The following is a 26,096-nucleotide window of genomic DNA, read 5'->3' as shown; positions in this document are numbered from 1 at the left end:
GCGGGAGCAGGTCGCTCATGGTCCGCCCTGGTGTAACGGCAGCACCCCAGCCTTTGGAGCTGTGGAGTACAGGTTCGAATCCTGTGGGCGGAACCACCTTCCAAACGGTCAGGCTTGTCGGCCGAGCAGGTACCTCGAGCAGGTACCATGGAACTGATTCCCATTGCGTACGTTTGACATCGGACTAGGGTCCGGGCAGGAGCGCCACTTAGTGAGCCCCCAAGACATCACCAGCAACAATCCGGCGGCTGTCATAGTTCTCGCTGCAGGCGCAGGCACTCGAATGAAGTCACGCACCCCCAAAATTCTTCACACCATCGGTGGTATTTCCATGGTGGGCCACGCGCTTGCGGCGGCCAAGGGGCTCAGCCCGGCCAAGCTGGCTGTGGTGGTGCGCCACGAGCGCGATCTCGTCGCAGCCCACATCTCGGCGCTGGATAGCACCGCTGACATTGTTGACCAGGATGGCATTCCCGGAACCGGCCGCGCCGTCCAGCAGGCCCTCGAGGCGCTCGACGCCCAGGCCCCCGTGGCAGGCACCGTGGTTGTCACTTACGGGGATGTTCCGCTGTTGACCACCGAGCTGCTGGCCGAACTCGTCGCCACGCACAACGCTGATTCCAACGCCGTCACCGTCCTGACCGCGGTCCTTGACGACGCAGCCGGTTACGGCCGGATCCTGCGCGATGCCACCGATGGCACCGTCCTGGGCATCCGTGAGCACAAGGACGCCACTGACGAAGAGCGTGAAATTCGTGAGATCAACTCCGGCATTTACGCCTTCGACGCCGCCGTCCTGCGCACCGCCCTGCAGAGTGTCACCACGGATAACAACCAGGGCGAGATGTACCTCACCGATGTTCTTTCCCTAGCAAGGAACGACGGCGGCCGGGTCGCCGCGGTCTCCACCTCCGACCGCTGGCAGGTTGAAGGCGCCAACGATCGCGTACAGCTCGCAGCGCTGGGCACCGAACACAACCGCCGCATAGTCGAAGGTTGGATGCGCGCAGGCGTGAGCATCATCGACCCCGCCACCACGTGGATCGATTCCACCGTGGAACTGGCCGAAGACGTCACCATCTTGCCCGGCACTCAACTGCACGGCACCACCACAGTGGCGCGCGACGCCGTCGTGGGTCCAGATTCCACACTGACGGATGTCCAGATTGCTGAGGGCGCCGAAGTGACGCGCACCCACGGCACCGGTGCCATCATCGGAGCCGGCGCTCACGTTGGACCCTTCACGTATCTGCGTCCCGGCACCGTTTTGGGCGCCGACGGCAAGATTGGCGCGTTCTACGAAACCAAGAACGTCACGATCGGTCGCGGCTCCAAACTCTCGCACCTGGGCTATGCCGGCGACGCCGAGATTGGTGAGGACACCAATATTGGTTGCGGCAACATCACTGCAAACTTCGACGGCGTCAACAAGCACCGCACGGTCATTGGATCCGGTGTGCGCACGGGATCCAACACCGTATTCGTGGCCCCTGTGACAGTGGGGGACGGTGCCTTCACAGGCGCCGGCGCCATTGTCCGTAAGGACGTTCCCGCTGGCGCGCTCACCTTGACGGTGGCCCCGCAGCGCAACGCCGAAGGCTGGACCTCCGAGCACCGCCCGGGAAGCATCTCCGCGCAAGCCGCGGAAAATGCAAGCAACTAAAACTTCTCACCAACCCCACCACTGCGAGAAAGTAAATCATGAGCGAACTAAGTCATAACGTCGACAGGAAACTGGTTCTGGCAACCGGCCGGGCACACCCGGAGCTGGCCGAGGAAGTGGCGCGTTGCCTGAACACCGAGTTGCTGCCGATGTCGGCGTACAACTTCGCCAACGGCGAGATCTACGTTCGCTCGGGGGAGAGCGTGCGCGGCAAGGAAGTGTTCATCATTCAGGCGCACCCGGCTCCGTTGAACAACTGGCTGATGGAGCAGCTCATCATGGTTGACTCCATGAAGCGCGCCTCGGCCGCTGCGATCACGGTCGTTGCACCGTTCTACCCGTACTCCCGCCAAGACAAGAAGGGCCGTGGGCGCGAACCGATCTCGGCCCGTCTGGTTGCCGATCTGTACAAGACCGCTGGCGCGGACCGCATCATGAGCGTTGACCTGCACACCGCGCAGATCCAAGGCTTCTTCGACGGCCCGGTGGACCACTTGTTCGCCATCCCGCTGTTGGCAGAGCACATCCGCAACATTGTGGGCGACGACGAAGTCACCGTGGTCTCACCGGACACCGGCCGTGTACGCGTTGCTGAGCAGTGGGCCGAGCGTTTGGGCGGTGCCCCGTTGGCGTTCGTGCACAAGTCCCGTGACTTGACGATGCCCAACCAGGCCGTTTCCAAGACTGTTGTGGGACAGGTCGAGGGACGCACCTGCGTGCTCATTGATGACATGATCGACACCGGTGGAACCATCGCCGGAGCCGTCCGCGTCCTCAAGGATGCCGGTGCCAAGGACGTCATTATCGCCGCCACGCACGCCGTGTTCTCCGATCCTGCCGCCGAGCGTTTGGCTAACTGTGGTGCACGTGAAGTAGTTGTCACAAACACCTTGCCGATCCCGGAAGAGAAGCGCTTCCCGACCCTGACGGTGCTCTCAATCGCACCCCTGTTGGCCCGCGCCATCAAGGAAGTCTTCGAAGACGGTTCCGTTACTAGCCTGTTCGACGGCGACGCCTAACACTCGGTTTTTGCTTGCCACACGGCCGCTTTCCTTCACGGGGAGGCGGCCGTTTGTCTCTGCCCGCCCGCCCCGACATGCCTACGCCGTACTCCCTGCCCGGTGACCTACCTCTTGCGCCACACTCTCACCCCCCGATGCCACACCCTCCCGCCCCGGTCCGTGGACACCCTATCCGTTGCCCACTGCCGCATTCCTCGCCTTACCTCATGCGCCGGACTGGTGCTGAGTTCGGCGCATGGTCTTCTTGGCGCCGGACTGGTGACGGGCTTGGCGTATAAAGAACTTTGAGTTACAGCATGCGCTGGATTCAGATGTCAGCCCGGCGCATAAAGTAACGTTCGTTCCTCCACAGCCGGGTACTGGGCTGACCTATCCACAATCACGACGGCGGGGCTGCCGCGGCCGCCGTTGGATGGACACACTAGGGTGCATGACACTTTCAGCAGCAGCAAAGTACCGTTCTGTAGCGGATGAAGTTGCCTGGTTTGGCAAGGTCGCAAGAAGAAAGGACTTGTTGGTCAGGGGATGTACGGCCTGGAGTCTGAAGCAGGCCGTAAGCGCTGGAATTATCAGCCAGGTTGGACGTGGCTACTATGCGCTGCCGGATGCTGATCCGCTTGATATACACCTAGCCCTGTATCAGGCGCGGCGGACATGCTTCACCAAGGCAGAGCAGCTGGGGCTGTGGGTTATTAAACGGCCACTCTTTCCGCATGTTGCCGCAGCGCATGGCAGGCCAATTTCTGGGTGTGTGGTTCACAAAGTCAGTGGACCCCAGACCTTGATGGACATCCTGCGCCAATGCGTCAAGTGTGGCTCCGAGGTGGACGGCCTAGCAGCTCTAGAATCTGCAGTGGTCCTCAAGGAGTGCACCATCCCTGACCTTCGCGCCGAATTCACCAGGCGCGAAGACTCCGGTGCAAGGGCCATCATTGACATGATTGACCCACAAGCCATGTCCATCGCGGAAACCGTGGCCAGATACTACCTGCGCAAGGCCGGGCTTAACGTCCAAGGCCAGTTCTATGTCAAGGGTGTTGGCCATTTAGATCTATTGGTTGAAGGCCTTTTGGGTGTGGAAACTGACGGTGAGACCTACCACAATACAGAGAGCGGGTGGGCTGAGGATCTGCGGCGTGACAACCTGCTGGTGATCAAAGGTTTATGGTGCTTGCACATTCCTGCGAAGGTGGTGCTGGGGAACCCGGACGTCATGTTGGCATGGGTGCGAGAAGCGCTGGCGACGATCACTTCTGCGCCACACTGACGGAGGGATCCGGCGCATAACGTCACTGAACTTCCGGTATGCGCCACACTGCAAGTGAGTTGGGAGCGTGGCCTTCCCGGCGCCGAACTGTTCATCAGTTGAGCGCATAGCAAAAGTAGGGTTCCATATCCAGCCGCCCAGCCCCGCACCCAGGCCAGCCGCACTTTGCTACCCTTCCGGTCTGCTAAACTTGTGCAGTAAACCTTGGCGAGGGACGCTTGAAAAAGTGTCCGTGATCGACTGGGTCCCACAGCTCCTGGCATTCATGTTGCGGATTGTGTTGACCTGTTTAGTCCACGCCCACCATGAAGAAGGAGCATTTTTTATGTCTGAATTGAGCCTCAACGGCGAACTGCGCAACGAATTCGGCAAGGGCGCGGCACGCCGCATCCGCCGTGCCAAGCAGATCCCTGCTGTTATCTACGGCCACGGCGCAGCCCCCCTGCACTTGGTTCTGCCGGAGCGCGAGACCGTTCGCGCCATCCGCGGTGCTAACGCTCTGCTGACCATCACCATCGACGGCGAAAAGCACCTCGCCTTGGTCAAAGACGTTCAGCGCGATCCCGTACTGCAGATCGTCGAGCACATCGACCTGCTGACCGTTAAGAAGGGTGAGCAGGTCATCGTTGATGTTCCCGTGCACCTCGTTGGCGAGCCTGCTCCCTCCATAGTTGTGAACCAGGAAGAAATGACCGTCAGCCTCTCCGCTGATGCAACCGACGTTCCTGTCCGCATCGAGTTCGACATCAATGGCCGCACCGCCAACGATCACGTCCACGCTTCTGACCTGGTTCTGCCTAAGGGCTCCACCTTGGTCACCGAAGGTACCTTGCTGATCGCTCACTTCGCTGAGCCGGTTGTTGCTGCTGAAGCTGACACCGAAGCTGCTGCTGAGTAATCAGCACCACTAATGAGTGAAACTTGGCTTGTAGTCGGGCTCGGGAATCCCGGGCCCGGCTACAGCCGTAACAGGCACAATATTGGCTACATGGTGGTTGAGGAACTTGCCTCCCGCCTTGGAGCCACTTTCAAGACCCATAAAGCTAAGGCTTTGGTGGCCACTGGTCGTCTAGCCATGGGCGGGCACAAGCTGATCTTGGCCAAACCCACCGTCTTCATGAACCTCAATGGAGGTCCGACGGCGGCACTCGCCAAGTTCTATAACCTCCCCGCCGCGAATGTCATCGCCGTCCACGACGAAATTGATATCCCCTTCGACACCGTCAAAGTGAAAATTGGTGGCGGAGAAGGCGGACACAACGGTCTGCGGGACATTTCCCGGACCTTGGGCACCAAGGATTATTACCGTGTGCGTGCCGGTGTAGGCCGCCCGCCGGGCCGTGCCGACGCCGCCAGCCATGTGTTGCGCGACTTTTCCACGGCAGAAAACAAAACCCTCCCATTCCTGATCGATAACGCAGCTGACGCCGTGGAATTGCTGGTCGCCGAGGGCCTGCTGGCCGGGCAGGAGAAGTTCCACTAAAACGCCAATGTGACTTTTTCTGTGGTTTGTTTCACAGTCGCTGTTACAATGGCTCAAGGTCACTCACGCATGTAATTGATGCTCAGGTCATGCGGACGATTCGTGGCCCAGAGGGTGAATAAGTATGATGAGCCTGTGGGGAATCAGCGCATCTCAGCGCCCTCCGGAACGGCAGTCGCGGTCTGAACGAAGGGCACTGGGGGCCGGTGAACGGCACCAATGGTCTTCGCTCGTGCGCCTAGAGGACATAGATATTGTCCGAGCTTATCTGACTGACCCGGCGCTCCATGGGGCTGTCATTCTAGGCCCGCGAGGCGTGGGCAAGACCACACTTGCCCGCAAGGTCGCTCGCCGCCTTGAGAAAAACTCACATGTCGTCAGGCTTTTTGGCGCAGGTGTGCCAACTGACGTTCCCTACTCCATATTCTCCATCCAGTTGGCCAGGCTCAACGCCCGCCAGAGCGAAAGCCCGTCGGCCATTCTAGGCGCGTTGGTTGATCAAATATTTCAGGATGCCCATGGCTTGCCCATAGTGCTGATACTGGATGACCTGCCAGGCGTCGACACTCTGAGTATGGGCGTGCTCATGCACCTAGTTCTCGGAGGCAAGGCGAAGCTGCTCGTCGCGGCCCGGTCGTTAGCAGATTTTCCCGAAGACCTTGTCTGGATGATTAAGGACGGCCTGCTGGCCAGACAACGGTTGGAGCCGTTCTCCAGGGCTGAGGTGCGCGAGCTTCTGTCCAAGGCACTCGACGGTCCCGTTGCCGAATCAGTGGTGGCAACACTTTATGCCGTCAGCGCCGGAAACCCGCTGGTCCTGCAGGCGCTGGTCTACGAATATCTCCAAAGCGGTGTACTGCGCGCCAACGACGGCGTCTGGATACAGGTGGGCAGCCTTGACGAGGGCACCGAGGATGTCCTGCTTGAGCTGGTTGAGTCCCGCATGGCGCGTGAATCACCAGAGATGCGCACCCATCTGGAGAAGTTCTCGCTGCTTAATCATGTGCCGTTGGCTCTGGCTCTCAACGTGTTGGGAGCAGAGGCGGTCACTGCGCTGGAAGACCGCGGCTTTCTGGTTATTGCCGCCAACCGCAGCAAGACAGTGAGCTTTGCTGAACCCTATGTGGGGGAAACTGTCCGCAACCAGCTGTCGGCATACCAAAAGGCCAGCTACTTCGAAGACCTCTCAGAACTTCAGGCTTTGGACGCTGCCCTCTTGAGTCCGCAGGAATTGTTGATCTTTGCCAGCTGGATTAATGAGGCGGGTCTGGCAATGGAGCCAGAAGTGGCCTTGGCCGCAGCTCAGGCAGCGCTGCAGCTATTTGATCCACAGCTTGCCTTGGCCTGTGCCAGCCACATTCGCCCCGACCACCCACTGGCTGTCCAAGCTGCACAAAAACGCAGCCGGGCCCACCACCTCATGGCAAACTATGCCAAGGCTGTTGACGCCCTTGACACTATTTCCATTCCGGTTTTGAACGCACTGTCCCCGGAGGCTTACGCATCCTGGGCCATGGACCTGACAGTTTCGCTCGCCTGTCTGCCCGGCACAAAATTCCGCATCAACAAGATTCTCGCCGAGACCGAGGCACGAATCCTCCAGGCGTCACCAGAGGAGCGCCTGAGCGCCGAAAAGTTCTACAATCTGGCTCGTTTTGAGGTGCACATCAATCGTGGCGAGTTCGCGCAGGTGCTCCATGACCTCAGCATCGCCAGCAAGGATGCCCATGACAGGTCCTACCGCTTGAATTGTGCCTGCCTCCTGACGATGGCTCTCGCCGCAACGGGACATGAGCTTGACGCGATCGAACTTTCACGGGTGGTTGACGAAGAAGCTGAACGTTACAACATTGTCTTGCGAATGAAGGAATGGCGCCTGTTCGGGAGCCTTCTGGCCCTGGTCTGGAGCGGACAGTGGCGAAGTTGCGAGAGCGCCCTGCAGCAGGTCATCGAGTACTCCAACAACTCCCTCCGCTATCGTGGCGGGGGAATGGAACTTGCCCTCGGAATGGCCTACATGTTTGCCGGCAGGGACATGCAGGCGGCTGAAATTCTGCTCATTGCCGCCGCCCAACTGGAAGTCAGGGACACCTACACAAGCTCGGAACTGGTGTATTCAGCGCTGGCCTGCGTTCATGCGCGTCTGGGTGACGAGGAGCAGGGGCGCAGGTATTTGACCCTGGCGAAGGGATCCGTACGTCACAGCATGTGGGTGAACCGGACACTCTCAGACTACTTTCAGGCCCTGGCCACCCATGCGATGGGTGACCCTGCAGCGGTTGGCATGCTCGTGACGGCGGCAGAGCGTGACTTTGCCGAGGGCAGGCCCACGCCGGCCGCCAGCGGACTGCGCGCAGCGATCATGTGCGGCGCCATCGGACAGCATGATCTGCTGGAACAGGTAGCCCAGAGCTGTCAAGGACCGTTGGCCACCATCAGCGTGCTGCTCGCGCGGGCGGCGCGAGCCACACCTGCCACGGGTGAAAACGGTGCCCAGCTGGCCATGGACGCGGCCGGGCAAGCACGCGCCCTTGAGCTGCCGGACTTGGCGCGCCACGCCAACGAGCTTGCACTGGAACTTGCCTCAGCGGCCGGAGACAAGAAGCTGGCCAGGGAAGCCCGGAATGGCATGCGCGGCCTGGAACGGGCGGATGTGCAGGAGCAAGTACAAGGATCCGGCAATGTGCCGCTGACACCACGTGAGCTACAAGTTGCCCGGCATGCGAACAAAGGCATGAGCAACAGGGACATTGCGGGCAAGATCGGAGTTTCCGTGCGAACCGTGGAGGGCCACCTCTATCAAGTGTTCGCAAAACTGGGCATCACCTCCCGCTCTGCGCTGGAAGAATGGGTCCATCTATGACGGGGCCGTTGCGGGGCACGTCCAGTGTACTGAACATGCCGTTTTGCCGACAGGAAGAACTTGCAGACATAGTCTCGGCAATCCGTGGAGAGGATTGCAGAGCCGTCTTCCTGACCGCCGACAGTGGTCTGGGTGGGTCCACAATTCTGGCAAAACTGGCGGAAGTCGCTCAGGAACATGTCCCTGTACTGATGGTGCGCGGTTCGCAATCGCTGGCACGCATCCCCTTTGGTGTGCTGAGCCCGTACCTCAATCTGCAGGACACGCCCACGGAAGCCTTCAGATTGGGAGTGATACGCCAGGTACTGGCGACTATCGATGCCCGCCAGAGTGAACTCGCAGGCGCCGAAGCCGGCGGCGGTGACCTGCCACTGGTGGTGATCGATGATGCGCACGCCATCGACGAAGGCACGGCGGAACTCATTGTCAGCCTTGTCATGTCAGGAACCATCAACGTGGTGGCGTCGCACTCCAAACGGCACAGGCTGCCGGAACCGTTGCCGAGACTATGGTCCACGGGTATGGCCGAGAACATTATTCTGCACCCGCTGAGCCAGGAACAGGGACACACTTTTTGTGAACTCATGCTTTCCGGCCCTGTTTCGCCCGCCACAAGTTGGCATTACTGGTCGACAGCTGCAGGCAATCCCCTGTTCCTGCACCTGCTCGTCAACGAAGCTGTGGAGCAGGGCCACCTGCATCAGAAATCGGGAACGTGGGTGGGAGAATACGAATCCCAGGCGCATGGCAGGGGTTTGGAGGAGGCTGTCCAGACCGTCCTGCGGGGACTGTCTAGGGACGGCCAGGAGGCACTTAACCTCATTGCCCTGGCGGAACCACTGGCGGAATCCGACCTCCGGGGCCTTGTTTCGGAACAGGTCATACAAGAACTACTTGACTGGCCCTTGGTCAGTTACCAGTCGCCGTCTTCGGATCTCTTGGTGCTGGCGAACCCGATCTATGGGCAGGTGATTCGGGAGATCGTCCCGCTCGCCCAGAGTCGGGTGCTTCACGAGCAGCTGATCGGTGATTTGACGGACGACGGCGGAAACAGGGAATCGCTGCTACGCCGGGTCCTGTGGGCGGTTGAGGTGGGCATAGAGGTCGGTGATGCAATCCTTTTGCGCGCAGCAATCCTGGCCAGCAAGCTGTTCCAGTCCACCACGTCCCTGCATTTGGCGCAGGAAATTTACGGAGCGAATTTCCAGCTTAGAGCCACGATGGTCAAAGCCAGGGCCAAATACAACTTGGGCGATTACCGTGGCGCGTTCACGCTCATGGAGTTGCCACAGGATCCTGCCAATGTGCAGGATTTGGTTTTTGGGGCGCTGTTGAGGGCATCGACAAGGTCTGCGCTGGGGATGCCCGTGGCGATGCTCATGGCCGATGCGCAGGACCTGCGGACTGCCGGGGAGAAGCTGGCCTTCGCCGACCCCGGCAATGCGGAAGCCATCATCGGTTACTCCCATGGCAGTGCCTTGATGGTGGAGTTGATAGCACTCTCACGCGCCGGGCGGTACGCGGAGATGACCGAGCTGACGGCTATGCTCTCAGCCCAGCAGGGGCTCCCCGCCGCCGAGGAGATCAACCGGGCAATGGCGCTGACAATGGACTCTGAGCGGTTGACAGCACAAGGCTTCCCGGAGCAGGGCGCGCAGCGGGCAGCTGAGGCGTACTCCCTGGAACACTCGGAGGAAAATGATGTGTTTTTCCTGCCGGAAAGCATCATGCTGCGCCACTTGACAGCGATGCTGTGTGCCGGCTACTGGTCGGCGGCGGCAGCGGTCATGGACCAGTTTTCGTTGGAAGAGGGCCCCATTGTTTTCACCTTCGGCGGCGGTGCCAGTGTGGTGCGGGGCATGGGCTCGGTGCGCGCCGGAGCATTCTCCGACGCGCTCAAGGTCCTCCTCGGCGGCCTTGATTCCCTGCAGCGCAGCGATCCGCAGCAGCTCCTTGGCTATTGCACGGCCATGGCCGCCTACAGTGCTGCACGGCTTGGGCAGCGCGAGCTGGCTCACAGACTGGTGAGAGACCATGTGGAAAGCACCGGCATATTTTTGGTGCTGGCCCATGAACGTGCCTATCTTTCGGCAGCGCGCCAGCTTTTATTGCCCGACGGCGGTGGGCTGGCTGAGCTTTTAGCGCAGGCCGACGTGGCGCATGACTCGGAATCGGCCATGATTGAACTGAACGCGCTCGTGTTAGCACTGGAGCTGGGGGATGAGAGCGTTGCCGCCCGTGTTGCGGACTTGGCTGCCGGAGTGGAAGGTCCCTGGGCCCGCGGCATGTGCCTGTACGCGGATTCGCTACATGCCGGCGACGGACAGAGGCTAAAAGAAGCCGGAGAGCTCTTGAGCCAGGCGGGTGTCATGGGGTTTGCCAGGTTGGCACTGGCCAAATCGTCCGCCCTGCTTAGCGGGGCCGGGTTGCAGGATCAGGCCCGCATTGCACGGCAGGGATTGCGGAAGCTTTCAGCTACGTCCGGGCCTGCGATCCAGCCTGCGAGTTCCGGCAAAGGTGGTGCGCTGACCAAGCGTGAACGTCAAATCGCCAGTTTTGCGGCGCAGGGCATGACCGACCGTGATATTGCCGTGGAGCTGACGCTTTCCCTGCGCACAGTCGAAGGCCACCTGTACCGGGCCTACGCGAAGCTGGGAATCTCCGCCCGTGAGGAACTGCCGCAAGCGCTCTAGCTGGCGCGAGTGTGTCGATCCACCACTTGCGTTGGTATGTCCTGCCGCTAACAACGTGAGACTGCGCAAATCTGAGGGCACTCACCCCTCTTCCCCGTAGCTTCCGCAGCTAACTGAGTACTCATGGACGAAATCGAGTACTCAGTTTTTCAAGAGTCCAGTACTTATCACTCGTGTTTTGCCGTTGGTGGTGTCGTTGACTAGAGGTGTTGTAAAGGTCTCAACGGTCTCACCAGGGGAAGGTTTCATAATGCTCAAATTCTTAACCGCCGTAGTTAGTCATGACGGGACATCAGAAAATTCACTGAGCAACAATTCTCCTGAAGGGTTGATTCTGCAACCCTGCCCTAAACCGGCAGTAACCCTGCACAGCCGTAGCGGCTGTACTCCACAATCGGAGCCGGCGACGGATAAGCCTTCTGAGACCAAGGCTTTCCCCCAGCCGTCGTCGGCTCCTTCCTCTTGGATCATGCTGTTCCCCGCATCACTTCGCGGAGCAAGCAAATGACCGAGCTGAGATTTCTCCCGCACCTGCGCCGCCCAGTTGACAGCTCTGCCAACGCCAAAGACAAGGGCAGCGTCCTGCGGACTAAACACAGTGTGTGGGATGCACGGCCCGTCCAGCCCTCAGCACGCATTACTGAAATAAAATGGAGCGCACGGTACGCCACTAGGCTGCGGATCAGCGATGCCATGGTCTCCATAGTCGTCGTAGCCGTGGCCTACTTGTTGCGATTTGGCATTCCCGCCCTTCAGGATTCATCGAATTTGACGGAAATCGGCTACCTGTGGGTTGGCCTTGCCGTTGTGGTGTTGTGGAACTTAGACCTCGCCTACTGCCGGTCCCGGGAAAAACGTGTCTTCGGTACTGGCGCCACCGAGTACCACCGGGTGGTCCAGGCAACGCTGCGGACCTTTGGCATCATGGCGATCATCCTGCTAGTGTTCCAGATCGATGTGTCCCGCGGCTTCTTTGCGGCGGCACTACCTCTTGGAATCGTTTTAGTCGTTGGCGAGCGGTGGCTGTGGCGCCGGTGGCTGAGCCGCCAGCGAAGCGCTGGAAGGTCGCTGTCCAAAGTTGTTGTGCTGGGAAACCCGCAAGATGTTGAGTACGTCATTGGGCAGCTGCGCGACAACCTGTCAACCGGATACATGGTGGCTGGGGCCGCACTGACAGCCTTGCAGCCAAACATGGAATTGCTGCCTCCATGGTACGGGGTGCCGGTGCTTTCCACCGCTGCGGACATTGCCGACGTGGTTGCCCAAACCGGTGCAGAGGCAGTTGTGGTGGCCGGGGCACTGCCTGGCGGGCCCAAAGCCATCCAGGAACTTGGCTGGCGCCTGGAAGACATGGCCACCGAATTGGTGCTGTCCTCAAGCCTGACCAATGTTGCCGGACCCCGAGTGCATTTCAGGCCCATGGAGGGCCTTCCTCTCATGCACGTGGAACTGCCCCAATACTCGGGTGGCAAGCACGTTTTCAAACGATTCATGGACGTGACACTAGCCGCGACCGCCATGACCGTTCTCCTGCCCGTCTTCCTTGTTCTGGCGCTCATCGTCAAGCTCGACAGCCCCGGACCGGTCTTGTTCTTCCAAGAACGAGTTGGCCGCAACGGCGATAAGTTCAAGATGCTCAAGTTCCGTTCAATGGTGGTTGACGCCGAAGAGAAGCTGGCTTCGCTGCAGGGCAGCAATGAGGGAGCCGGCGTCCTGTTCAAGATCCCCAACGATCCACGGGTCACCCGGTGTGGACGTTGGATGCGCAGGTTCTCTCTCGATGAACTGCCCCAACTTTGGAACGTTCTGGCCGGACATATGAGTATGGTGGGCCCCCGCCCACCACTTGCACGGGAGGTTGCCGAATACCAGCAGCCAGTTCATCGCAGACTCCTGATTAAGCCGGGGATTACCGGACTGTGGCAAATCAATGGCCGTTCGAATCTCGTCTGGGATGAGGCGGTGCGTCTTGATTTGTACTACGTGGAGAACTGGTCGCTCACAGGAGACATTGTCATCCTATGGCGCACGTTCAAGGCAGTAGTTGCGCCCGTCGGGGCGTATTAGGCCAACGCGCTTCAGCGCTAGCCATAACTGAAAAGAAATGGAATTAATATCATGGTCTCGATTCCCCACCCACTGCAGCAGATCAACCTGCTGTCCGAAAATGCCGTTTTGAAAGTTGCCGTGATTGGTGCCGGATACTGGGGGCCCAACCTCGCCAGAAACTTTAAGGCCAGCCCTGACTGGGAGCTGAGCGCAATTGTTGATATGGACATTGAACGTGCCCTGAAAATTGCTCGTCCACTGGGCGATGTGCCGGTCTTTGCATCCCTCGATGAGCTATTTGCAGGCACTGATGTTGATGCTGTCGCCATCGCTACCCCAGCCCGCACACACTATGCCGTGGCCATGGCTGCCATGCGGGCAGGAAAGCACGTGGTGGTGGAAAAGCCCTTGGCAGACCAGTGGGAGCACGGGGTGGAGATGGTGGAATTTGCTGCAGCCGCCGGTCTCACTCTCATGGCCGACCACACTTACTGCTATACGCCCGCTGCACTGAAGATCCGGGAATTGATCGCAGAAGATGCTCTGGGTGAAGTCCTCTTCATCGATTCGGTACGGATCAACCTGGGCCTGATTCAGCCGGACGTGGACGTCTTCTGGGACCTGGCACCCCACGACCTTTCCGTCATCGACTTCATCCTGCCGGGCGGTCTGGCGCCAACAACAGTTGCAGCCCAAGGGGCGGATCCGTTGGGCAGTGGAAAAGCCTGTGTTGGACACCTGACATTTGAACTTCCCAACAACGCCATGGCCCACATCAACGTGAACTGGCTGAGCCCCACAAAAATACGACGCATGGTCATTGGTGGTTCCAAACGGACTCTGGTCTGGGACGACCTCAACCCGCAGCAGCGCCTGAGCGTCTACGACCGGGGTGTCAACATCGAGAAAGCTTCCACAACAGCGGCCCAGCGCAATACGCAGGCAGTGTCCTATCGGCTGGGTGACACCTGGTCTCCAGCTCTTCCTGAAAAGGAGGCATTGGGTGCCATGGTGCAGGAATTCGCCGACAGCATCAGGGGGGTGCGCCCATCCCGCACCGGCGGCTTGTCAGGACTTCGCGTCCTGGCCGTGCTGGAGGCGGCAAGTAAGAGTTTGGCAGCAGACGGCGAACACAGCCGGGTAGCAGATTATGAGTCTCAATTGGAGGGAACACGATGAGTCAACTAGACGGAGCAACAGTTCTTGTCACTGGCGGGGCAGGTTTCATAGGCAGCCACCTGGTTGACCATTTGCTGGAGTCAGCTGATGTTGCCCACGTGACAGTCGTCGACAATCTTGTGAACGGTTCTTTGGACAATTTGGACCACCGGCTCGTCGATCCGAGATTCACGATGGTGGTCGGTGACATCAGGGATGGTTCGGTCCTGGAAACATCCCTCAAAGGTATTTCGGTGGTCTTCCATCTCGCCTGCCTGGGAGTGCGCCACAGCCTGCATGCTCCGGTTGAAAACCATGACGTGAATGCTTCTGGGACGCTCAAACTCTTGGAAGAATCCCGTGCTGCCGGAGTACAACGATTCATCAATGTCAGTTCCAGCGAGGTATTTGGGACCGCACAATTTGTGCCAATGACGGAAACGCATCCGACATGGCCTGAAACCGTCTACGGGGGCAGCAAATTGGCCGGGGAAGCATATGCCCGGGCCTTCTTTCGCACTTATGGGTTCCCAACGGTCGTTGTTCGCCCCTTCAACACCTTTGGGCCGCGAAGCCATTTTGAAGGTGACAGCGGTGAGATGATCCCTCGCACCATAGTTCGTATGCTTGCGGGACAATCCCCCGTAATTTTTGGCAGCGGCGAACAGACCCGGGACTTTATGCATGTTTCGGACACGGTCCGCGGCTTGGTGGGACTGGCCAATTGTGACGAGGCAATTGGGCAGACAGTTAATTTTGGTTCCGGCACGGAAATCACCATGAACACCCTTTGTAAGGTGATTGCACAAGCGATGGACCGCACTGATCTGTCTCCCGAGCACTTGCCCGGGCGTCCCGGGGATGTCGGAAGACTGCTCGTGGATGGATCTTTCATTCAGAAACTGACCGGCTTTCAGCCGGAGATGTCCTTTGAAGCAGGTATCCGTGACGTGGTGAACTGGTTCGCCCAAAAGTCGTCCGACTCCGCCGATCTTATTAGCCGCGTAGCTGACACCAATTGGAATTCCCTATCCGAGGTAGTGTCAAAATGACGGCCCACGTCGACAGCGTCGAAGATGCGGTGCTGGAACGCATCAATGTCATGCGCCCGTGGATGGGAGAGGAAGAAGCCGAAGCCGTGGCTGCTGTCATCGCCTCTGGTTGGGTGGCGCAGGGCCCCAAGGTCGCCCAATTTGAGACGGAGTTTGCCGCTGCCCAGGCTGCGCGGCACGCCGTTGCCACCTCAAATTGCACGACGGCGCTCCACCTCGCCTTGGTGGTGGCCGGGATCAAGGCCGGCGACGACGTCGTCATTCCTTCCTTTTCCTTTATTGCCACAGCCAACGCGCCAACGTACGTTGGGGCACGGCCCGTTTTTGCCGACGTCGAACTTGAAACCGGGAATGTCACAGCCGAAACCATCGCAGCGGCCCTGACCCCCAACACCCGTGCAGTGATTGTGGTTGACCAGGGTGGCATGCCCGTTGACCTTGACCCGATCAGGGCCCTGTGCGACCCGCTCGGGATCACCGTCATTGAGGACGCTGCCTGCGGTGCAGGGTCCACATACCGTGGGAAGCCTGTGGGCGCGGGTGCGGAGCTGGCTGCCTGGTCGTTCCATCCCCGCAAGATCCTCACCACGGGGGAGGGTGGCATGCTCACCAGCTCCCGTGCCGAATGGGCGCAAAAGGCTGCCAAGCTGCGTGAACACGCCATGAGTGCATCGGCCGCCAGCCGGCACTCCTCGGTCCTGGCACCTCCTGAGGAATACACGGAGATTGGCTTCAACTTCCGTATGACTGACATGCAGGCTGCCGTGGGGCTGGTCCAGCTGGGCCGGCTTGCCGAGGCAGTGCAGCGTCGACGGGACATCGCTGCCGAATACACCGAAGCACTTGCCGGTGTGCCTGGACTGAGAATTTCAGCGGACCCCGACCACGGCACCAGCAACTTCCAGTCGTTCTGGCTGGAAGTGCTCCCGGGCTACGGCACCACCCGGGAAGGGTTGCTGGAACACCTGGCGAACCAGGGCATATCCGCACGCCGGGGCATCATGGCCGCCCACCGCCAGCCCGCCTACCGCGGCAGGGATACCGGAACCGCCAGCCTGGCCGTGACGGAAAGGCTCACCGACAACACGCTCATCCTGCCCGTGTACCACCAGCTGGACCCAGACGACCAGGACCGGGTCATTGCCGCGGTGCGCACAGGGGGAAGGAAGTAGCCATGCCTGAGATCATCCTCGTGGCCGCAAGCGGGCTGGCGCGTGAAGTTCTGGCGTGCATCCGAAATTCGGGAACCGCCGACGTGATCGGTTTCCTTGACGATGACCCAGCACTGGCCGGCCGGGACCTCGACGGTGTGCCGGTGCTCGGCCGGATCAACGACGCCACGGCCTATCCCACCGCATCATTCGTGCTGTGCGCAGGCAAGGGTGGAACACGGGAGAAGATCGCCTTCGTGCTGGCAGGGTTGGGCATCGGCAGTGTCAGGTACACCTCGGTGGTGGACAAGAGCGTGGCGGTGACCGACGGATCAATCATTGGTGCCGGCTGCATCCTGCTGGCCAACGTGGTCCTGACGGCCGGGGTCAGGCTCGGCAGCCATGTGGTGGCCATGCCCCAGGTGACCTTCACGCACGACGACGATGCGGACGACTTCGCGACCCTCGCCGCGGGCGTCTCACTGGGAGGCGGGGTCCACGTGGGACGCCGGGCCTACCTGGGCATGAACTCCAGCGTGCGCGAACACCTCTCCATCGGTGCCGGGGCCACTGTCGGCATGGGTGCCGCAGTCCTGCAGGACGTGCCCGACGACGAAACCTGGGCAGGCGTTCCGGCCCGCCCGCTGCGTGGGGGGCAAACCCCGGCGCCGGCTCCAAACTCCACGAACGGGAGGCACTGACATGGAATCGATTCCCCTGGTCGACCTGCAGGCACAGCAGGCGGAAATCGCGGATGAAATTCGCGAGGAAATTGACTACATACTGTGGTCGGCGGCGTTCATCGGCGGCCCGGCCGTGGCCCGCTTTGAAAAGGCCTACGCAGAATTCACCGGGACCCGGCATTGCGTGGGAGTTGGCAACGGCACGGATGCGCTGGAACTCGCGCTTCGCGCCACCGGGGTGCGGGCACGAGGGGAAGTGATCCTCCCGGCAAATTCCTTTGTCGCAACAGCGGAAGCCGTGGCCCGCATTGGTGCCGTGCCGGTGTTTGTGGACGTGGACCCGCTGCACCTTCTCATAGACCCGGAGAAGGTTGCCGACGCCGTCGGTCCCAGGACCCAGGCAATCGTCCCCGTTCACCTCTTTGGCCAGTTGGCGCCCATGCCCCAGATCATGGAGATTGCGCTCGCAGCCGGGGTGCCCGTCATTGAGGATGCGGCCCAGTCCCAGGGAGCGCAGCATGCCGGTCAGGTGTCTGGATCGTTCGGGGCTGCCGCAGCCACCAGCTTCTATCCCGGCAAGAACCTTGGTGCCGCAGGCGACGCGGGTGCCGTCACCACCAACGATCCCGAGATTGCTGCGATGGTGCGCGTCCTCGGCGCGCACGGCAGCTCCTCTAAGTACGTGCACGACGTCGTCGGGATGAACTCGCGCTTGGACACCATCCAGGCAGTGGTGCTCAACGCCAAATTGCAGCGGCTGCCGCGCTGGAACGCCATGCGGCGCGAGGCCGCAGCCCGCTACAGCGCGATGCTGGGTAGGGTTCCCGGCGTAGTGGCTCCGGTTGGCCGGGCTGATTACGAGGACGCATGGCACCTGTACGTGGTTCAGGTGGATAACCGCGATGCCGTGCTGGCGGAGTTGAATGCCGCGGGCATCGGAGCCGGAATCCACTACCCAACGCCCATCCACCTGACCAAGGCCTTCTCCTACATTGGCAAGGGTCTGGGTGACTTCCCGGTAGCCGAGGCTGCAGCGTCCCGGATTCTGTCATTGCCCCTGTTCCCGCACATCTCGGTGAAGCAGCAGGAACGGGTTTTCGGGGTGGTTCGAGGGAGTCGTCGGGGTATTTCGATGCAGGTGGGGGATAAGTTATGAGAATATTAGTCTGTCCACACGAAATGGTCATGGGTGGCAGTCAAATAAATGCGATCGAATTTGCTTCGAAGATAAAAAATCATGGCCATGAAGCAGTGATTTACGCGCCCTCAGGAATTTTGGTGGATTACGCCAGAAGTCTTGGATTACAAGTTATCGAATCGCCGGATGCGTCTTCCAAATTAGAGCTCAAGTGGATGCTCGGCCTCATGAAGATTGTCAAGAATCATCAAATAGACCTGATACATACCTATGAGTGGGGGCCTTCCACAGCAGCAATGTTCAGTGCGCATCTGCTGCAGGCGACCCCCATGCTAATGACTGTTCTATCGATGGAAGTTCCTGAATTTCTTCCAACACATATACCCATCGTCGTCGGCACAAAAGAACTCTACGAAAAACAAATAGAGAAACGACCGGCGGTTCTAATGGAGCCGGTAATTGACTTGACAATTAATTACCCGCAGGACCAAGCGCAAGCTAGAAAAAGCCTTGAAATAGCCATGGATGACTTTGTCGTAAGTATTGTTTGCCGACTAACCACGGAGCTTGAAAAGGCCCAAGGAGTATTGAGAGCCATCGCAGTTGCCGGTGAATTGGCAGCAAGAATTCCGATGAGACTTATTATTGCAGGAGATGGGCCAATCTTGGCTGAAGTTACAGACCAAGCAAATGCTATTAATAAGCAAGTTGGGCGTGAGGTTGTCATAATCACGGGCAATTTAACGGACCCATCGCCAGTTTATGCATGTTCTGACGTCAGTGTGGGAATGGGATCGTCAGCGATCAAAGGTATGGCTTTTGGGAAACCATTAATAGTTCAGGGCGCCGGGGGGTATTGGAAGTTACTTACACAAGAGACGTACCCGGAATTTCTTGATCACGGGTGGTACGGGAAGAACGGTGGCGGAGACGATGACCTAAAGCGAAGTCTTGTTGCTCTGGCTAAATCTCCTCAGTACATACATGAATTAGGATTATTTGGACGACAAATCGTTGAAAGCCGATACAACATTGAGTCCGCAGCAATTGAACTGGCAAATCTCTACAATCAGACAAGGTCGTGTTCATCAGTACAAACTCTGAGATCATTCAAATCACTTAAGTCAATAGCAATATCAACCATGCGGATAACGAAATACAAGTCCGTTGTATTGACGCGAAGGGCTTTCAACAAGCTGAAGCGACTCAGCGGACTGAAGAGTGATTCCCCATGACCGAGTCTACTAATTTGTCGACTCCAACTCTGAAAAATGCCTTGGCCTGGAGTGGTTTGAGCAACTTAGTTTTGCGGGTCGGAACATTGAGTATGGGCATAGTTCTGGCCAGAATTCTTTCCCCTGAGGACTTCGGTGTCTACGCTGTCGCGTTAACAGTTCAAACCATCCTTATGACCATGGCTGATTTTGGGCTAAGTGCTGATCTAATCCGAAGCAAGGATCATGAAAGACGTGCTCCGACAGTTGCCACATTGGGCGTGCTTACCGGGTTAATATTTGCAACAAGTATGGCTTTTTCGAGTACCTTCGTTGCGAATAGTATGGGAAGTCCTGAAGCTAGCGATGTCATATTCATTCTATCTTTCACCCTGGTTCTCAGCGGTGTTGGAATAGTGCCGTATGCCAAACTGCAAAGAAACTTTGAACAGAAAAAGATATTCTCGATATCGATGGTGGACTTCATAGTCAGCACGACTGTGACAATTCTTCTCTTAGTTCTTGGTCTGGGTGTCATTTCATTGGCCTATGCGCGGATTGCTGCGCAAGCCTGTGCCGTAGTCCTCCAGTTCATCTTGGCGAGACAGGGTCTTAAATTTGGCTACAATAGATCGCTGGTCATGTCGGTGCTCAAGTTCGGTGGTCCCATTGCCGCGGCTAACCTGCTTTCGTGGTCGCTGCTAAGCGTTGACAACGTCGTTATCGCCCGGTTGGCGGGACCGGTTTCACTTGGATTTTACGTACTGGCTTTCAATATCTCCAATTGGCCAATGAGTGCCCTTGGGCAAGTTATTAGATCGGTATCTTTGCCCGCCTTCTCGAGAGCGGCCGGTGAAGGTAACGGCCAAAATCTAACAACGGCCGTCGCCCTGACCTGGGGTATTGGACTGCCAGCGGGGCTGTTTTTAGCGGTTCTATCGGAACCATTGATTAGTCTGATATATGGTGAAAAATGGAGTCTTGCTGCCCCAGTTCTTGCGGCCCTGGGAATCTTCGGCGCCTTTAGGCTCGTTTTTGACGTTTGGGTTGCGTATTTATTGGCCTGCGGCAAATCCTTGGCCGTACTATTGGTCCAAATAGTATGGTTTTGTTCCTTGATTCCTGCGATGATCGCAGCAACTCATTTGTTTGGGATCGTCGGAGGCGGTTGGGCTCATGTTGTCGTCGGAGTCATGGTTGTGCTACCGGCTTATATATGGGCACTTCGTGGTACGCGGGCGGATTTGCGGGGTCTGGCAAAAGTTGGTTGGCCACCCGTCCTGGCTGGAGTTCCCACTTGGTTCGTCGCACATTTTGTAGCAAATTTAGTGTCGTCGCCGATTTTGGCAATCGGTCTAGGTGGAATTGCTGGGGGTGCCGTATATGTCGCGCTTCTTTTCCGGTGGTATGCCAGAATCGTTCGTTCCGCGCTCCTAATGAAACAAGGGGCAAATAATCATGTTGCGGATGTAATTGGGAACGTATCCAATGGTTTGAATCCAAGATCAGATGCAATCACTGAATCCAGCAGTACCTGAACGTTTAGTCTTGAACTTCCCGGATATGTGGTCATGTTGAAAGGAGAATTTATGATGTCAGTCCATAAGTATGTTGGTGGAGCTGAGCTTAGTGCGTGCGGCTTGACTGCCATAAGTGGTTTTTATGCCGTTGTCGACGTCCTGTTGGTGCGGCTTGCCGTCATACTACATCCAGATTTTCCCGGTTTGACTATTTTGACCTGCAATCCATTAAGGCCCTTAGAAACTTTCGGGACGGTATGCGGGCTTTATGCAAATTTACCCAATACGGCCGGTCAGAGAAAGGGGGCTTGTGTGCGAATGGGTCGCGTCGGCATTTGGGTCAGACGCCGAGGGGATGCCAGCGGGCGAGCTTCTTTTGCCGTGTTCCTCCGGGTACTGGATGAACGATTTTGCGGAATCAATTTGGTTGGCAATGATGAGTACGAACGTGGCCCTACTCGCCCAGTTCTTCGGCGGTCTGTGTTGTCTGCGGAAAACAGAGATGGGGGCCGCTCAAATGTCGAGTGCGGCGGATGATTCTCGGGTCTCAGGTCTCGCAATTGTGGCTGCTGTGGAGCGCCGCCAGCGTGTGACGCCATCAGCACGACCAATGGGGCCCCCTGCTCGGGTCTCTGTTGTTATACCTTGCTACAACTACGCACGCTTTCTTGGTGCTGCAGTTGGTAGCGTCCTGGCGCAAGAAGACGTTCAAGTCGATGTAGTCATTGTCGATGACGCATCAACCGACGACAGTTTGGATCTTGCGCAGGTACTCTCGACCGCAGACGACCGCATTAGGGTTATCAAGCACAGCCAAAACAAAGGGCCTGTAGTGACCTTCAACGACGGGCTTGCTGAGACCGATGGGGAGTTCATTGTGCGTTTGGATGCAGACGACATGCTGACTCCAGGTTCGCTTAGTCGCTCTGTTGCATTGGCGAGGGCATGGCCCAGCGTTGGGCTCGTCTATGGACATCCAATCCACTTCGAAGGGGCGCCTGCGAAATCAGTCCGAACTACTGCCCGAAGCTGGACGGTTTGGCCCGGTGCCGAATGGCTCCAGCGACGATGCGCCGCGGGCAAGAACGTAATTACTGCCCCTGAAGCACTCATGAGGGCGGCCGTCGTAGACGAAGTCGGTGGGCAACAGCCACTGGCCCATTCGCACGACATGGAGATGTGGATGCGGATCTCAGCTCATTCGGACGTGGGTCACATTGAAGGCGCAGACCAGGCATGGCATCGTGACCATGATCTAAGTTTGTCAGCCCGGGAAGTGAACATGGTCAGTGACTTGTTTGACAGGCGGGAAGCTTTTGAGGTGCTTTTTGCTGCTGATCTTCCTTCCAAAATCCAATCCGGGAGACTGTCGCGAAAGGCGAAGGAGGCACTCGCCATTGAGGCACTGACCCGGGCCTGCCACTTATATGATCGGGGGCGCGGCACTGAAGACGCAGTCCTTGAGCTATTGGAGTTTGCGAATCAGACTTGGCCCGGGTCGACAGGATCGCGACAGTGGCGGGCGTTGCAACGACGGATTCGTATTGGCACCCAACTTGTGCCGCATTTGCCTTGGTATGTGGCGCAGGCAGCCCTCCGCCGGTTCGTTGGCGAGGCTGAATACCACAGGTGGTCACGTGACGGTGTCTGAGAATGTGGGCTGAGTTGTGCGGAAAATACTTTGGAAAGGAAGAACCGGTATGTCTCTTAACGAGTTTTCAGGCAGTGTGGTCATCGCTGCGGCCAACAGCTGGGATGGAGTGCGCATGGCTGACCGACAATTGGCCGAACGCCTGTCGCAGCACGTTCCCGTTCTGTATGTAGATCCGCCGCAGTCGGTCGCATCACGTTACCGACAGCACGGACCCGGGGCAGTGTTCCGGACAAAGCTTCTTCGTCGGGTCGGCCCTAGACTAGCACGCCTGACTCCCGAGGCACTGCCCGGGCTTGCTCGTCCGGCCGTGGCCAGAGTCAACTCACTGGCCGTAGCACGACAGATTCGATGGGCAGTGAATCACCTTGGGGGTAGTATCCACTCGACGATTGAGGCTAATGTTCTCATGCCCATTATGGGTCGATGCGGAGAGTTGCAGAGGGTCTACTGGGCCCAGGATGACTTCGTGGGCATGGCACCGCTAACTGGGCAGGACCCGTCTGCACTGGCACGTGCGGAGGCACGATTGACTGCGACGGCCGATGTGATTATCGCTGCAAATCCTTCCGTGGCTGAGACGTTGCAGTTGCACGGGCATACCGCAGCATTGATCCCCTACGGCTGCGATTTCGGTGTATTTGGCAGAACTCATCTGGTCAGCCCTGCGCAAGATATTCGTTTGGTCCGGCCGATGGCGGTGTTCATGGGGCATCTGGGTGATCGCATCGATTTGGAAATTCTGGAAGCAGTGGCAGAGTCCAACGTCTCCCTCTTGATCGTGGGGCCGTTGCATCCCAGAACTGACTTGAACCGGTTCAATGCGGTATTGGCACACGGAAATGTCCAATGGGTAGGGGAACGGCCGTTTGAGGACTTGCCACGCTATCTGGCGCATGCCGAAGTGGGAATATTGCCCTATACACATTCGAAATTCAATATCGGTAGTTTCCCACTGAAAGTTCTCGAATACCTCGCAGCGTCCCTGCCCGTTGTTGCGACAGGGCTGCCGGCGATTTCGTGGTTGAACTCTCCTCATATTGATATAGCTGAAGGTCCTCAGGGTTTCACCAAAGCAGTGCTGGAACGGCTGGGGTCTATGCGGGACGAAACGGGGGACAGCGACCGCCGAGCATTCGCGGCTGGCCACTCTTGGGAAGCGCGGGCACGATCATTCCTTGAGGCGATGAACCTTGCGGCGCCATCTGAGGCCGGTACGACGTCGATTTCTGATGTAGAGGGGCAGGCGGGCGGCCTCAGTCGTCGATGACTGGATCTGTATTGGCGCTTCAATGGAAATCCGCCAGTAAGCTCCGGCGATTCCCATGACTAGGAACAACGTCCCCGCCGACATAGGGAATGAGAAAACATCAAAAAATCCGGCCGTTACCGTGCCAGAAAGTAATGATGCAGCCAAAGCTGAACCAACCAGCCGTGACTGTGGAGCGGTAACCGTTCGTCGCCCCCGGATACACACGACGATGCTGGTGACCAGGACAGCACCAAACGCAGCCAGCCCGACAAATCCGAGTTCTATCAGGATACCGAGATACTGGTTGTCCAGAATCCGATATTGCGGCAGGAAGGTTCCGAATCCCCTTCCAAACCAGGGGCTTCTGGCAACAAATTCGCCGACGAGACCATAACTGTCTGTTCTTGATGTAGTACTGGAGTCTTCCGAGATGCCCTGAAAGAGGTTGAGGATCGTTCCCAGCATGCCGGGGACAGCTAAGTACATGACGCCCACCAGGGCTACAGCGGCCGCACATGACCGAATCTTCACCTTACGTGGCAAACTTGGGAAGAGTGCCAACATCCCAATTGCAACAGCAAGAAATGCTGAACGTGAAATTGAGAGCATTATTGCTGGAGCCATGATCGCTACAGGCGCCCAGCGAAGCAAGGCACTGCGCCCTTTGTCTGTCAAAGCCAATGCCAAGGATATGGGAAATATCATCGCCAGCACGGCTGCATATTCAAGAGGACTTTGTGCAGTGGCTGCAGATCGAGTGAATCCACCGCGGTCCCCGATGGCGGAAAAGGATTGGGTTGAAATTAATCCTGGGATTTGAATATAATCCACAAGCGATAATTTAGTAATGAATTGCAGGATGCCCAACACCGCAAGCAGAGCCCCTGCTAAGGCGAGACGCCGGAGGAGTGCCACCAAGCGTTCCATGTCCGCGATCCCGTCATTTGCAACGAACAACACTCCTGCCCACGCAACAAGTCGTAACAGTGAAGTATCCACGGTCGATGCTTCGAGAGGTGGCAGCGGCCGTAAACTGGCAGCAACGTAGCTGGCAGTTGCGCTCCCCAAAAAGATGAGCTTGGCGATCCGAACAGGTTGGACAGATTTGGATTGCGCGGGGTGATTTCGCTGGATGTGGAACCAGCACCACCACAGCGCCAGCCCAAGTGCAAATAGGGTAGCTAAAGAACCTGCACTTCCAAGAGCGCCGATACGCCGGTCGGAAGGGATGGCATACAACAACAACATGTAGATACTCAAGACGGACACTGCATCCATCGCTTTTGTTCGTACGGCTACCCGTATGCCGCTGCTGCCCTTACGCGCCATGGGTGCGGTGTTATTTCGTCTTTTGGGGCGTAGATTTGACAGGATTATCATCCACCACTGATTCGCTGCCCGGCCTCAATCGACTACTGGATTTGAAAGCTTCCGGTTGTCCGACGGATAATTCCGGGATCGGTGCAGGTACTTCGGGAATGGCACGCGGAATGTCTGAGCTGGACTGTTCGGCGTCCGGCAGAATTTTCGCCGCGCGACGAGTTCGACGATTGACGAGGATTCCATCCAATAGGCCCGTGAACAGGAGCGTCATCGCCAAGCCTGCCACTCCGAAAATACCGGTATATTGCGTTCGGGTTTTGGAAATCAGAGTCGGCTTAATGGCAACGGTCAATGGTGCAGATGTGATGCGCGATGCTGGTGGAACGTTAAGATCAACCTGTAACGACTGCAAGGTGGTGGGAACACTGTCAAGTACTGCCTGCATCGTAGCAAGGGCACCTGCCGGGGTGGGGGCCTCTGCTGTAATGAGAAGAATGGGCCCGCTGGTGGTGTGATCTTGACCCGCATCGAACTCATATCCGGTACGATCTCCGAGCAAATCCTGCCTTGACTGATCGGATGTTAGTGACTTTGACAGGATATCCAGAGCTTGGTTAAGGCCGCCCATATATAAGAACGGATTTCCGCCAGGTCCCACTACACTTGAGGGGGGAAGCAGCGCCGCGCTGGCGGTTGCGGAATAACTGATTGGTGCCTCGTCGAAAACGAGGTAGGTCAGGCCGCCTGTAATTAGCAGGCCGATCACGACAAAATACCATCGCCGAAGCAGGGTCAGTCCAAGTTCACGTAAGTACAATTAAACTCCCTGCTTCATTCGAAGTCGGTGTGGGGCGTCGCACATTAAGTAGTATATAGACTTCCGGTCTAGGACCGTCCTCGGATCACGCGCGGGA

19 protein-coding genes and 1 tRNA gene are annotated in these 26,096 nt (G+C 58.1%); 18 read left to right on the top strand and 2 right to left on the bottom strand.

Annotated elements, in window-relative coordinates; all coding sequences use genetic code 11:
- Positions 1-21 precede the first annotated feature (21 nt).
- The 18 genes from AB0O97_RS12320 to AB0O97_RS12235 all read left to right on the top strand — a co-directional run bounded on the left by AB0O97_RS12320 (position 22) and on the right by AB0O97_RS12235 (position 23,877).
- Positions 22-96: transfer RNA gene (locus AB0O97_RS12320), tRNA-Gln, on the top strand.
- Positions 97-211: 115 nt separating this feature from the next.
- Complete coding sequence (gene glmU / locus AB0O97_RS12315; protein WP_363882944.1) at positions 212-1,663, top strand: bifunctional UDP-N-acetylglucosamine diphosphorylase/glucosamine-1-phosphate N-acetyltransferase GlmU; 1,452 nt, start codon at positions 212-214, stop codon at positions 1,661-1,663.
- Between the two features lie 38 nt (positions 1,664-1,701).
- Positions 1,702-2,682 (top strand): ribose-phosphate diphosphokinase, encoded by a 981-nt coding sequence (locus tag AB0O97_RS12310; protein WP_363882941.1) that lies wholly within the window; start codon positions 1,702-1,704, stop codon positions 2,680-2,682.
- 433 nt (positions 2,683-3,115) lie between these two features.
- Positions 3,116-3,952 carry a hypothetical protein gene (locus AB0O97_RS12305; RefSeq protein WP_363836853.1) on the top strand — a complete coding sequence of 279 codons (837 nt, stop codon included), beginning with the start codon at positions 3,116-3,118 and terminating at the stop codon, positions 3,950-3,952.
- 325 nt (positions 3,953-4,277) lie between these two features.
- Positions 4,278-4,850, top strand: coding sequence for a 50S ribosomal protein L25/general stress protein Ctc (locus AB0O97_RS12300; RefSeq protein WP_363836852.1), 573 nt, complete (start codon positions 4,278-4,280; stop codon positions 4,848-4,850).
- Positions 4,851-4,862: 12 nt separating this feature from the next.
- Positions 4,863-5,435: an aminoacyl-tRNA hydrolase gene (gene pth, locus AB0O97_RS12295; RefSeq protein WP_363882938.1), complete on the top strand. Its 573-nt coding sequence runs from the start codon at positions 4,863-4,865 to the stop codon at positions 5,433-5,435.
- A gap of 124 nt (positions 5,436-5,559) precedes the next feature.
- Positions 5,560-8,298, top strand: coding sequence for a LuxR C-terminal-related transcriptional regulator (locus AB0O97_RS12290; protein WP_363882936.1), 2,739 nt, complete (start codon positions 5,560-5,562; stop codon positions 8,296-8,298).
- A 35-nt stretch (positions 8,299-8,333) separates the two neighbouring features.
- Positions 8,334-10,991, top strand: a complete 2,658-nt coding sequence (locus tag AB0O97_RS12285) for a LuxR C-terminal-related transcriptional regulator (RefSeq protein ID WP_363882933.1) — start codon at positions 8,334-8,336, stop codon at positions 10,989-10,991.
- 504 nt (positions 10,992-11,495) lie between these two features.
- Positions 11,496-13,058, top strand: a complete 1,563-nt coding sequence (locus tag AB0O97_RS12280; RefSeq protein WP_363882930.1) for a sugar transferase — start codon at positions 11,496-11,498, stop codon at positions 13,056-13,058.
- Between the two features lie 51 nt (positions 13,059-13,109).
- Positions 13,110-14,219 carry a Gfo/Idh/MocA family oxidoreductase gene (locus tag AB0O97_RS12275; protein WP_363882927.1) on the top strand — a complete coding sequence of 370 codons (1,110 nt, stop codon included), beginning with the start codon at positions 13,110-13,112 and terminating at the stop codon, positions 14,217-14,219.
- Positions 14,216-15,250, top strand: a complete 1,035-nt coding sequence (locus tag AB0O97_RS12270) for a GDP-mannose 4,6-dehydratase (RefSeq protein ID WP_363882925.1) — start codon at positions 14,216-14,218, stop codon at positions 15,248-15,250. Before AB0O97_RS12275 ends, AB0O97_RS12270 begins: the two co-directional genes overlap by 4 nt.
- Positions 15,247-16,422 carry a DegT/DnrJ/EryC1/StrS family aminotransferase gene (locus tag AB0O97_RS12265; RefSeq protein WP_363882922.1) on the top strand — a complete coding sequence of 392 codons (1,176 nt, stop codon included), beginning with the start codon at positions 15,247-15,249 and terminating at the stop codon, positions 16,420-16,422. Before AB0O97_RS12270 ends, AB0O97_RS12265 begins: the two co-directional genes overlap by 4 nt.
- 2 nt (positions 16,423-16,424) lie before the next feature.
- Entirely contained in the window at positions 16,425-17,102 is a 678-nt protein-coding gene (locus AB0O97_RS12260) for a NeuD/PglB/VioB family sugar acetyltransferase (protein ID WP_363882919.1), read from the top strand.
- A gap of 1 nt (position 17,103) precedes the next feature.
- Positions 17,104-18,240, top strand: coding sequence for a DegT/DnrJ/EryC1/StrS family aminotransferase (locus AB0O97_RS12255; RefSeq protein WP_363882916.1), 1,137 nt, complete (start codon positions 17,104-17,106; stop codon positions 18,238-18,240).
- Positions 18,237-19,457, top strand: coding sequence for a glycosyltransferase family 4 protein (locus AB0O97_RS12250; RefSeq protein ID WP_363882913.1), 1,221 nt, complete (start codon positions 18,237-18,239; stop codon positions 19,455-19,457). The genes AB0O97_RS12255 and AB0O97_RS12250 overlap by 4 nt, the downstream gene beginning before the upstream one ends.
- The gene (locus AB0O97_RS12245; RefSeq protein WP_363882910.1) at positions 19,454-20,974 is read left to right on the top strand and encodes an oligosaccharide flippase family protein; all 1,521 of its coding nucleotides are present in this window, start codon (positions 19,454-19,456) and stop codon (positions 20,972-20,974) included. Before AB0O97_RS12250 ends, AB0O97_RS12245 begins: the two co-directional genes overlap by 4 nt.
- Positions 20,975-21,566: 592 nt before the next feature.
- Positions 21,567-22,607: a glycosyltransferase family A protein gene (locus AB0O97_RS12240; RefSeq protein WP_363882907.1), complete on the top strand. Its 1,041-nt coding sequence runs from the start codon at positions 21,567-21,569 to the stop codon at positions 22,605-22,607.
- A 529-nt stretch (positions 22,608-23,136) separates the two neighbouring features.
- Entirely contained in the window at positions 23,137-23,877 is a 741-nt protein-coding gene (locus AB0O97_RS12235; RefSeq protein ID WP_363882905.1) for a glycosyltransferase, read from the top strand.
- On the opposite strand, the gene AB0O97_RS12230 is transcribed toward AB0O97_RS12235, so the two are convergent.
- Positions 23,779-25,188, bottom strand: coding sequence for an O-antigen ligase family protein (locus AB0O97_RS12230; RefSeq protein ID WP_363882903.1), 1,410 nt, complete (start codon positions 25,186-25,188; stop codon positions 23,779-23,781). The genes AB0O97_RS12235 and AB0O97_RS12230 overlap by 99 nt on opposite strands.
- Positions 25,189-25,198: 10 nt before the next feature.
- Positions 25,199-25,999 (bottom strand): hypothetical protein, encoded by an 801-nt coding sequence (locus tag AB0O97_RS12225; protein WP_363882901.1) that lies wholly within the window; start codon positions 25,997-25,999, stop codon positions 25,199-25,201.
- Positions 26,000-26,096 lie beyond the last annotated feature (97 nt).

This window comes from Specibacter sp. NPDC078692 (genome assembly GCF_040686835.1).
Lineage (GTDB): Bacteria > Actinomycetota > Actinomycetes > Actinomycetales > Micrococcaceae > Specibacter.
This window is presented reverse-complemented; position numbering and strand designations above follow the sequence as displayed.

Excerpts from the sequence above, each read along its gene's own strand:
- AB0O97_RS12280 (WP_363882930.1), top strand. The coding sequence starts at position 11,496 with ATGACCGAGCTGAGATTTCTCCCGCACCTGCGCCGCCCAGTTGACAGC.
- AB0O97_RS12255 (WP_363882916.1), top strand. The coding sequence starts at position 17,104 with ATGGAATCGATTCCCCTGGTCGACCTGCAGGCACAGCAGGCGGAAATC.
- AB0O97_RS12300 (WP_363836852.1), top strand. The coding sequence starts at position 4,278 with ATGTCTGAATTGAGCCTCAACGGCGAACTGCGCAACGAATTCGGCAAG.
- AB0O97_RS12290 (WP_363882936.1), top strand. The coding sequence starts at position 5,560 with ATGATGAGCCTGTGGGGAATCAGCGCATCTCAGCGCCCTCCGGAACGG.
- AB0O97_RS12260 (WP_363882919.1), top strand. The coding sequence starts at position 16,425 with ATGCCTGAGATCATCCTCGTGGCCGCAAGCGGGCTGGCGCGTGAAGTT.
- pth (WP_363882938.1), top strand. The coding sequence starts at position 4,863 with ATGAGTGAAACTTGGCTTGTAGTCGGGCTCGGGAATCCCGGGCCCGGC.
- AB0O97_RS12265 (WP_363882922.1), top strand. The coding sequence starts at position 15,247 with ATGACGGCCCACGTCGACAGCGTCGAAGATGCGGTGCTGGAACGCATC.
- AB0O97_RS12245 (WP_363882910.1), top strand. The coding sequence starts at position 19,454 with ATGACCGAGTCTACTAATTTGTCGACTCCAACTCTGAAAAATGCCTTG.
- AB0O97_RS12240 (WP_363882907.1), top strand. The coding sequence starts at position 21,567 with ATGGGGCCCCCTGCTCGGGTCTCTGTTGTTATACCTTGCTACAACTAC.
- AB0O97_RS12230 (WP_363882903.1), bottom strand. The coding sequence starts at position 25,188 with ATGGCGCGTAAGGGCAGCAGCGGCATACGGGTAGCCGTACGAACAAAA.
- AB0O97_RS12250 (WP_363882913.1), top strand. The coding sequence starts at position 18,237 with ATGAGAATATTAGTCTGTCCACACGAAATGGTCATGGGTGGCAGTCAA.
- AB0O97_RS12285 (WP_363882933.1), top strand. The coding sequence starts at position 8,334 with ATGCCGTTTTGCCGACAGGAAGAACTTGCAGACATAGTCTCGGCAATC.
- AB0O97_RS12275 (WP_363882927.1), top strand. The coding sequence starts at position 13,110 with ATGGTCTCGATTCCCCACCCACTGCAGCAGATCAACCTGCTGTCCGAA.
- AB0O97_RS12305 (WP_363836853.1), top strand. The coding sequence starts at position 3,116 with ATGACACTTTCAGCAGCAGCAAAGTACCGTTCTGTAGCGGATGAAGTT.
- AB0O97_RS12270 (WP_363882925.1), top strand. The coding sequence starts at position 14,216 with ATGAGTCAACTAGACGGAGCAACAGTTCTTGTCACTGGCGGGGCAGGT.
- AB0O97_RS12310 (WP_363882941.1), top strand. The coding sequence starts at position 1,702 with ATGAGCGAACTAAGTCATAACGTCGACAGGAAACTGGTTCTGGCAACC.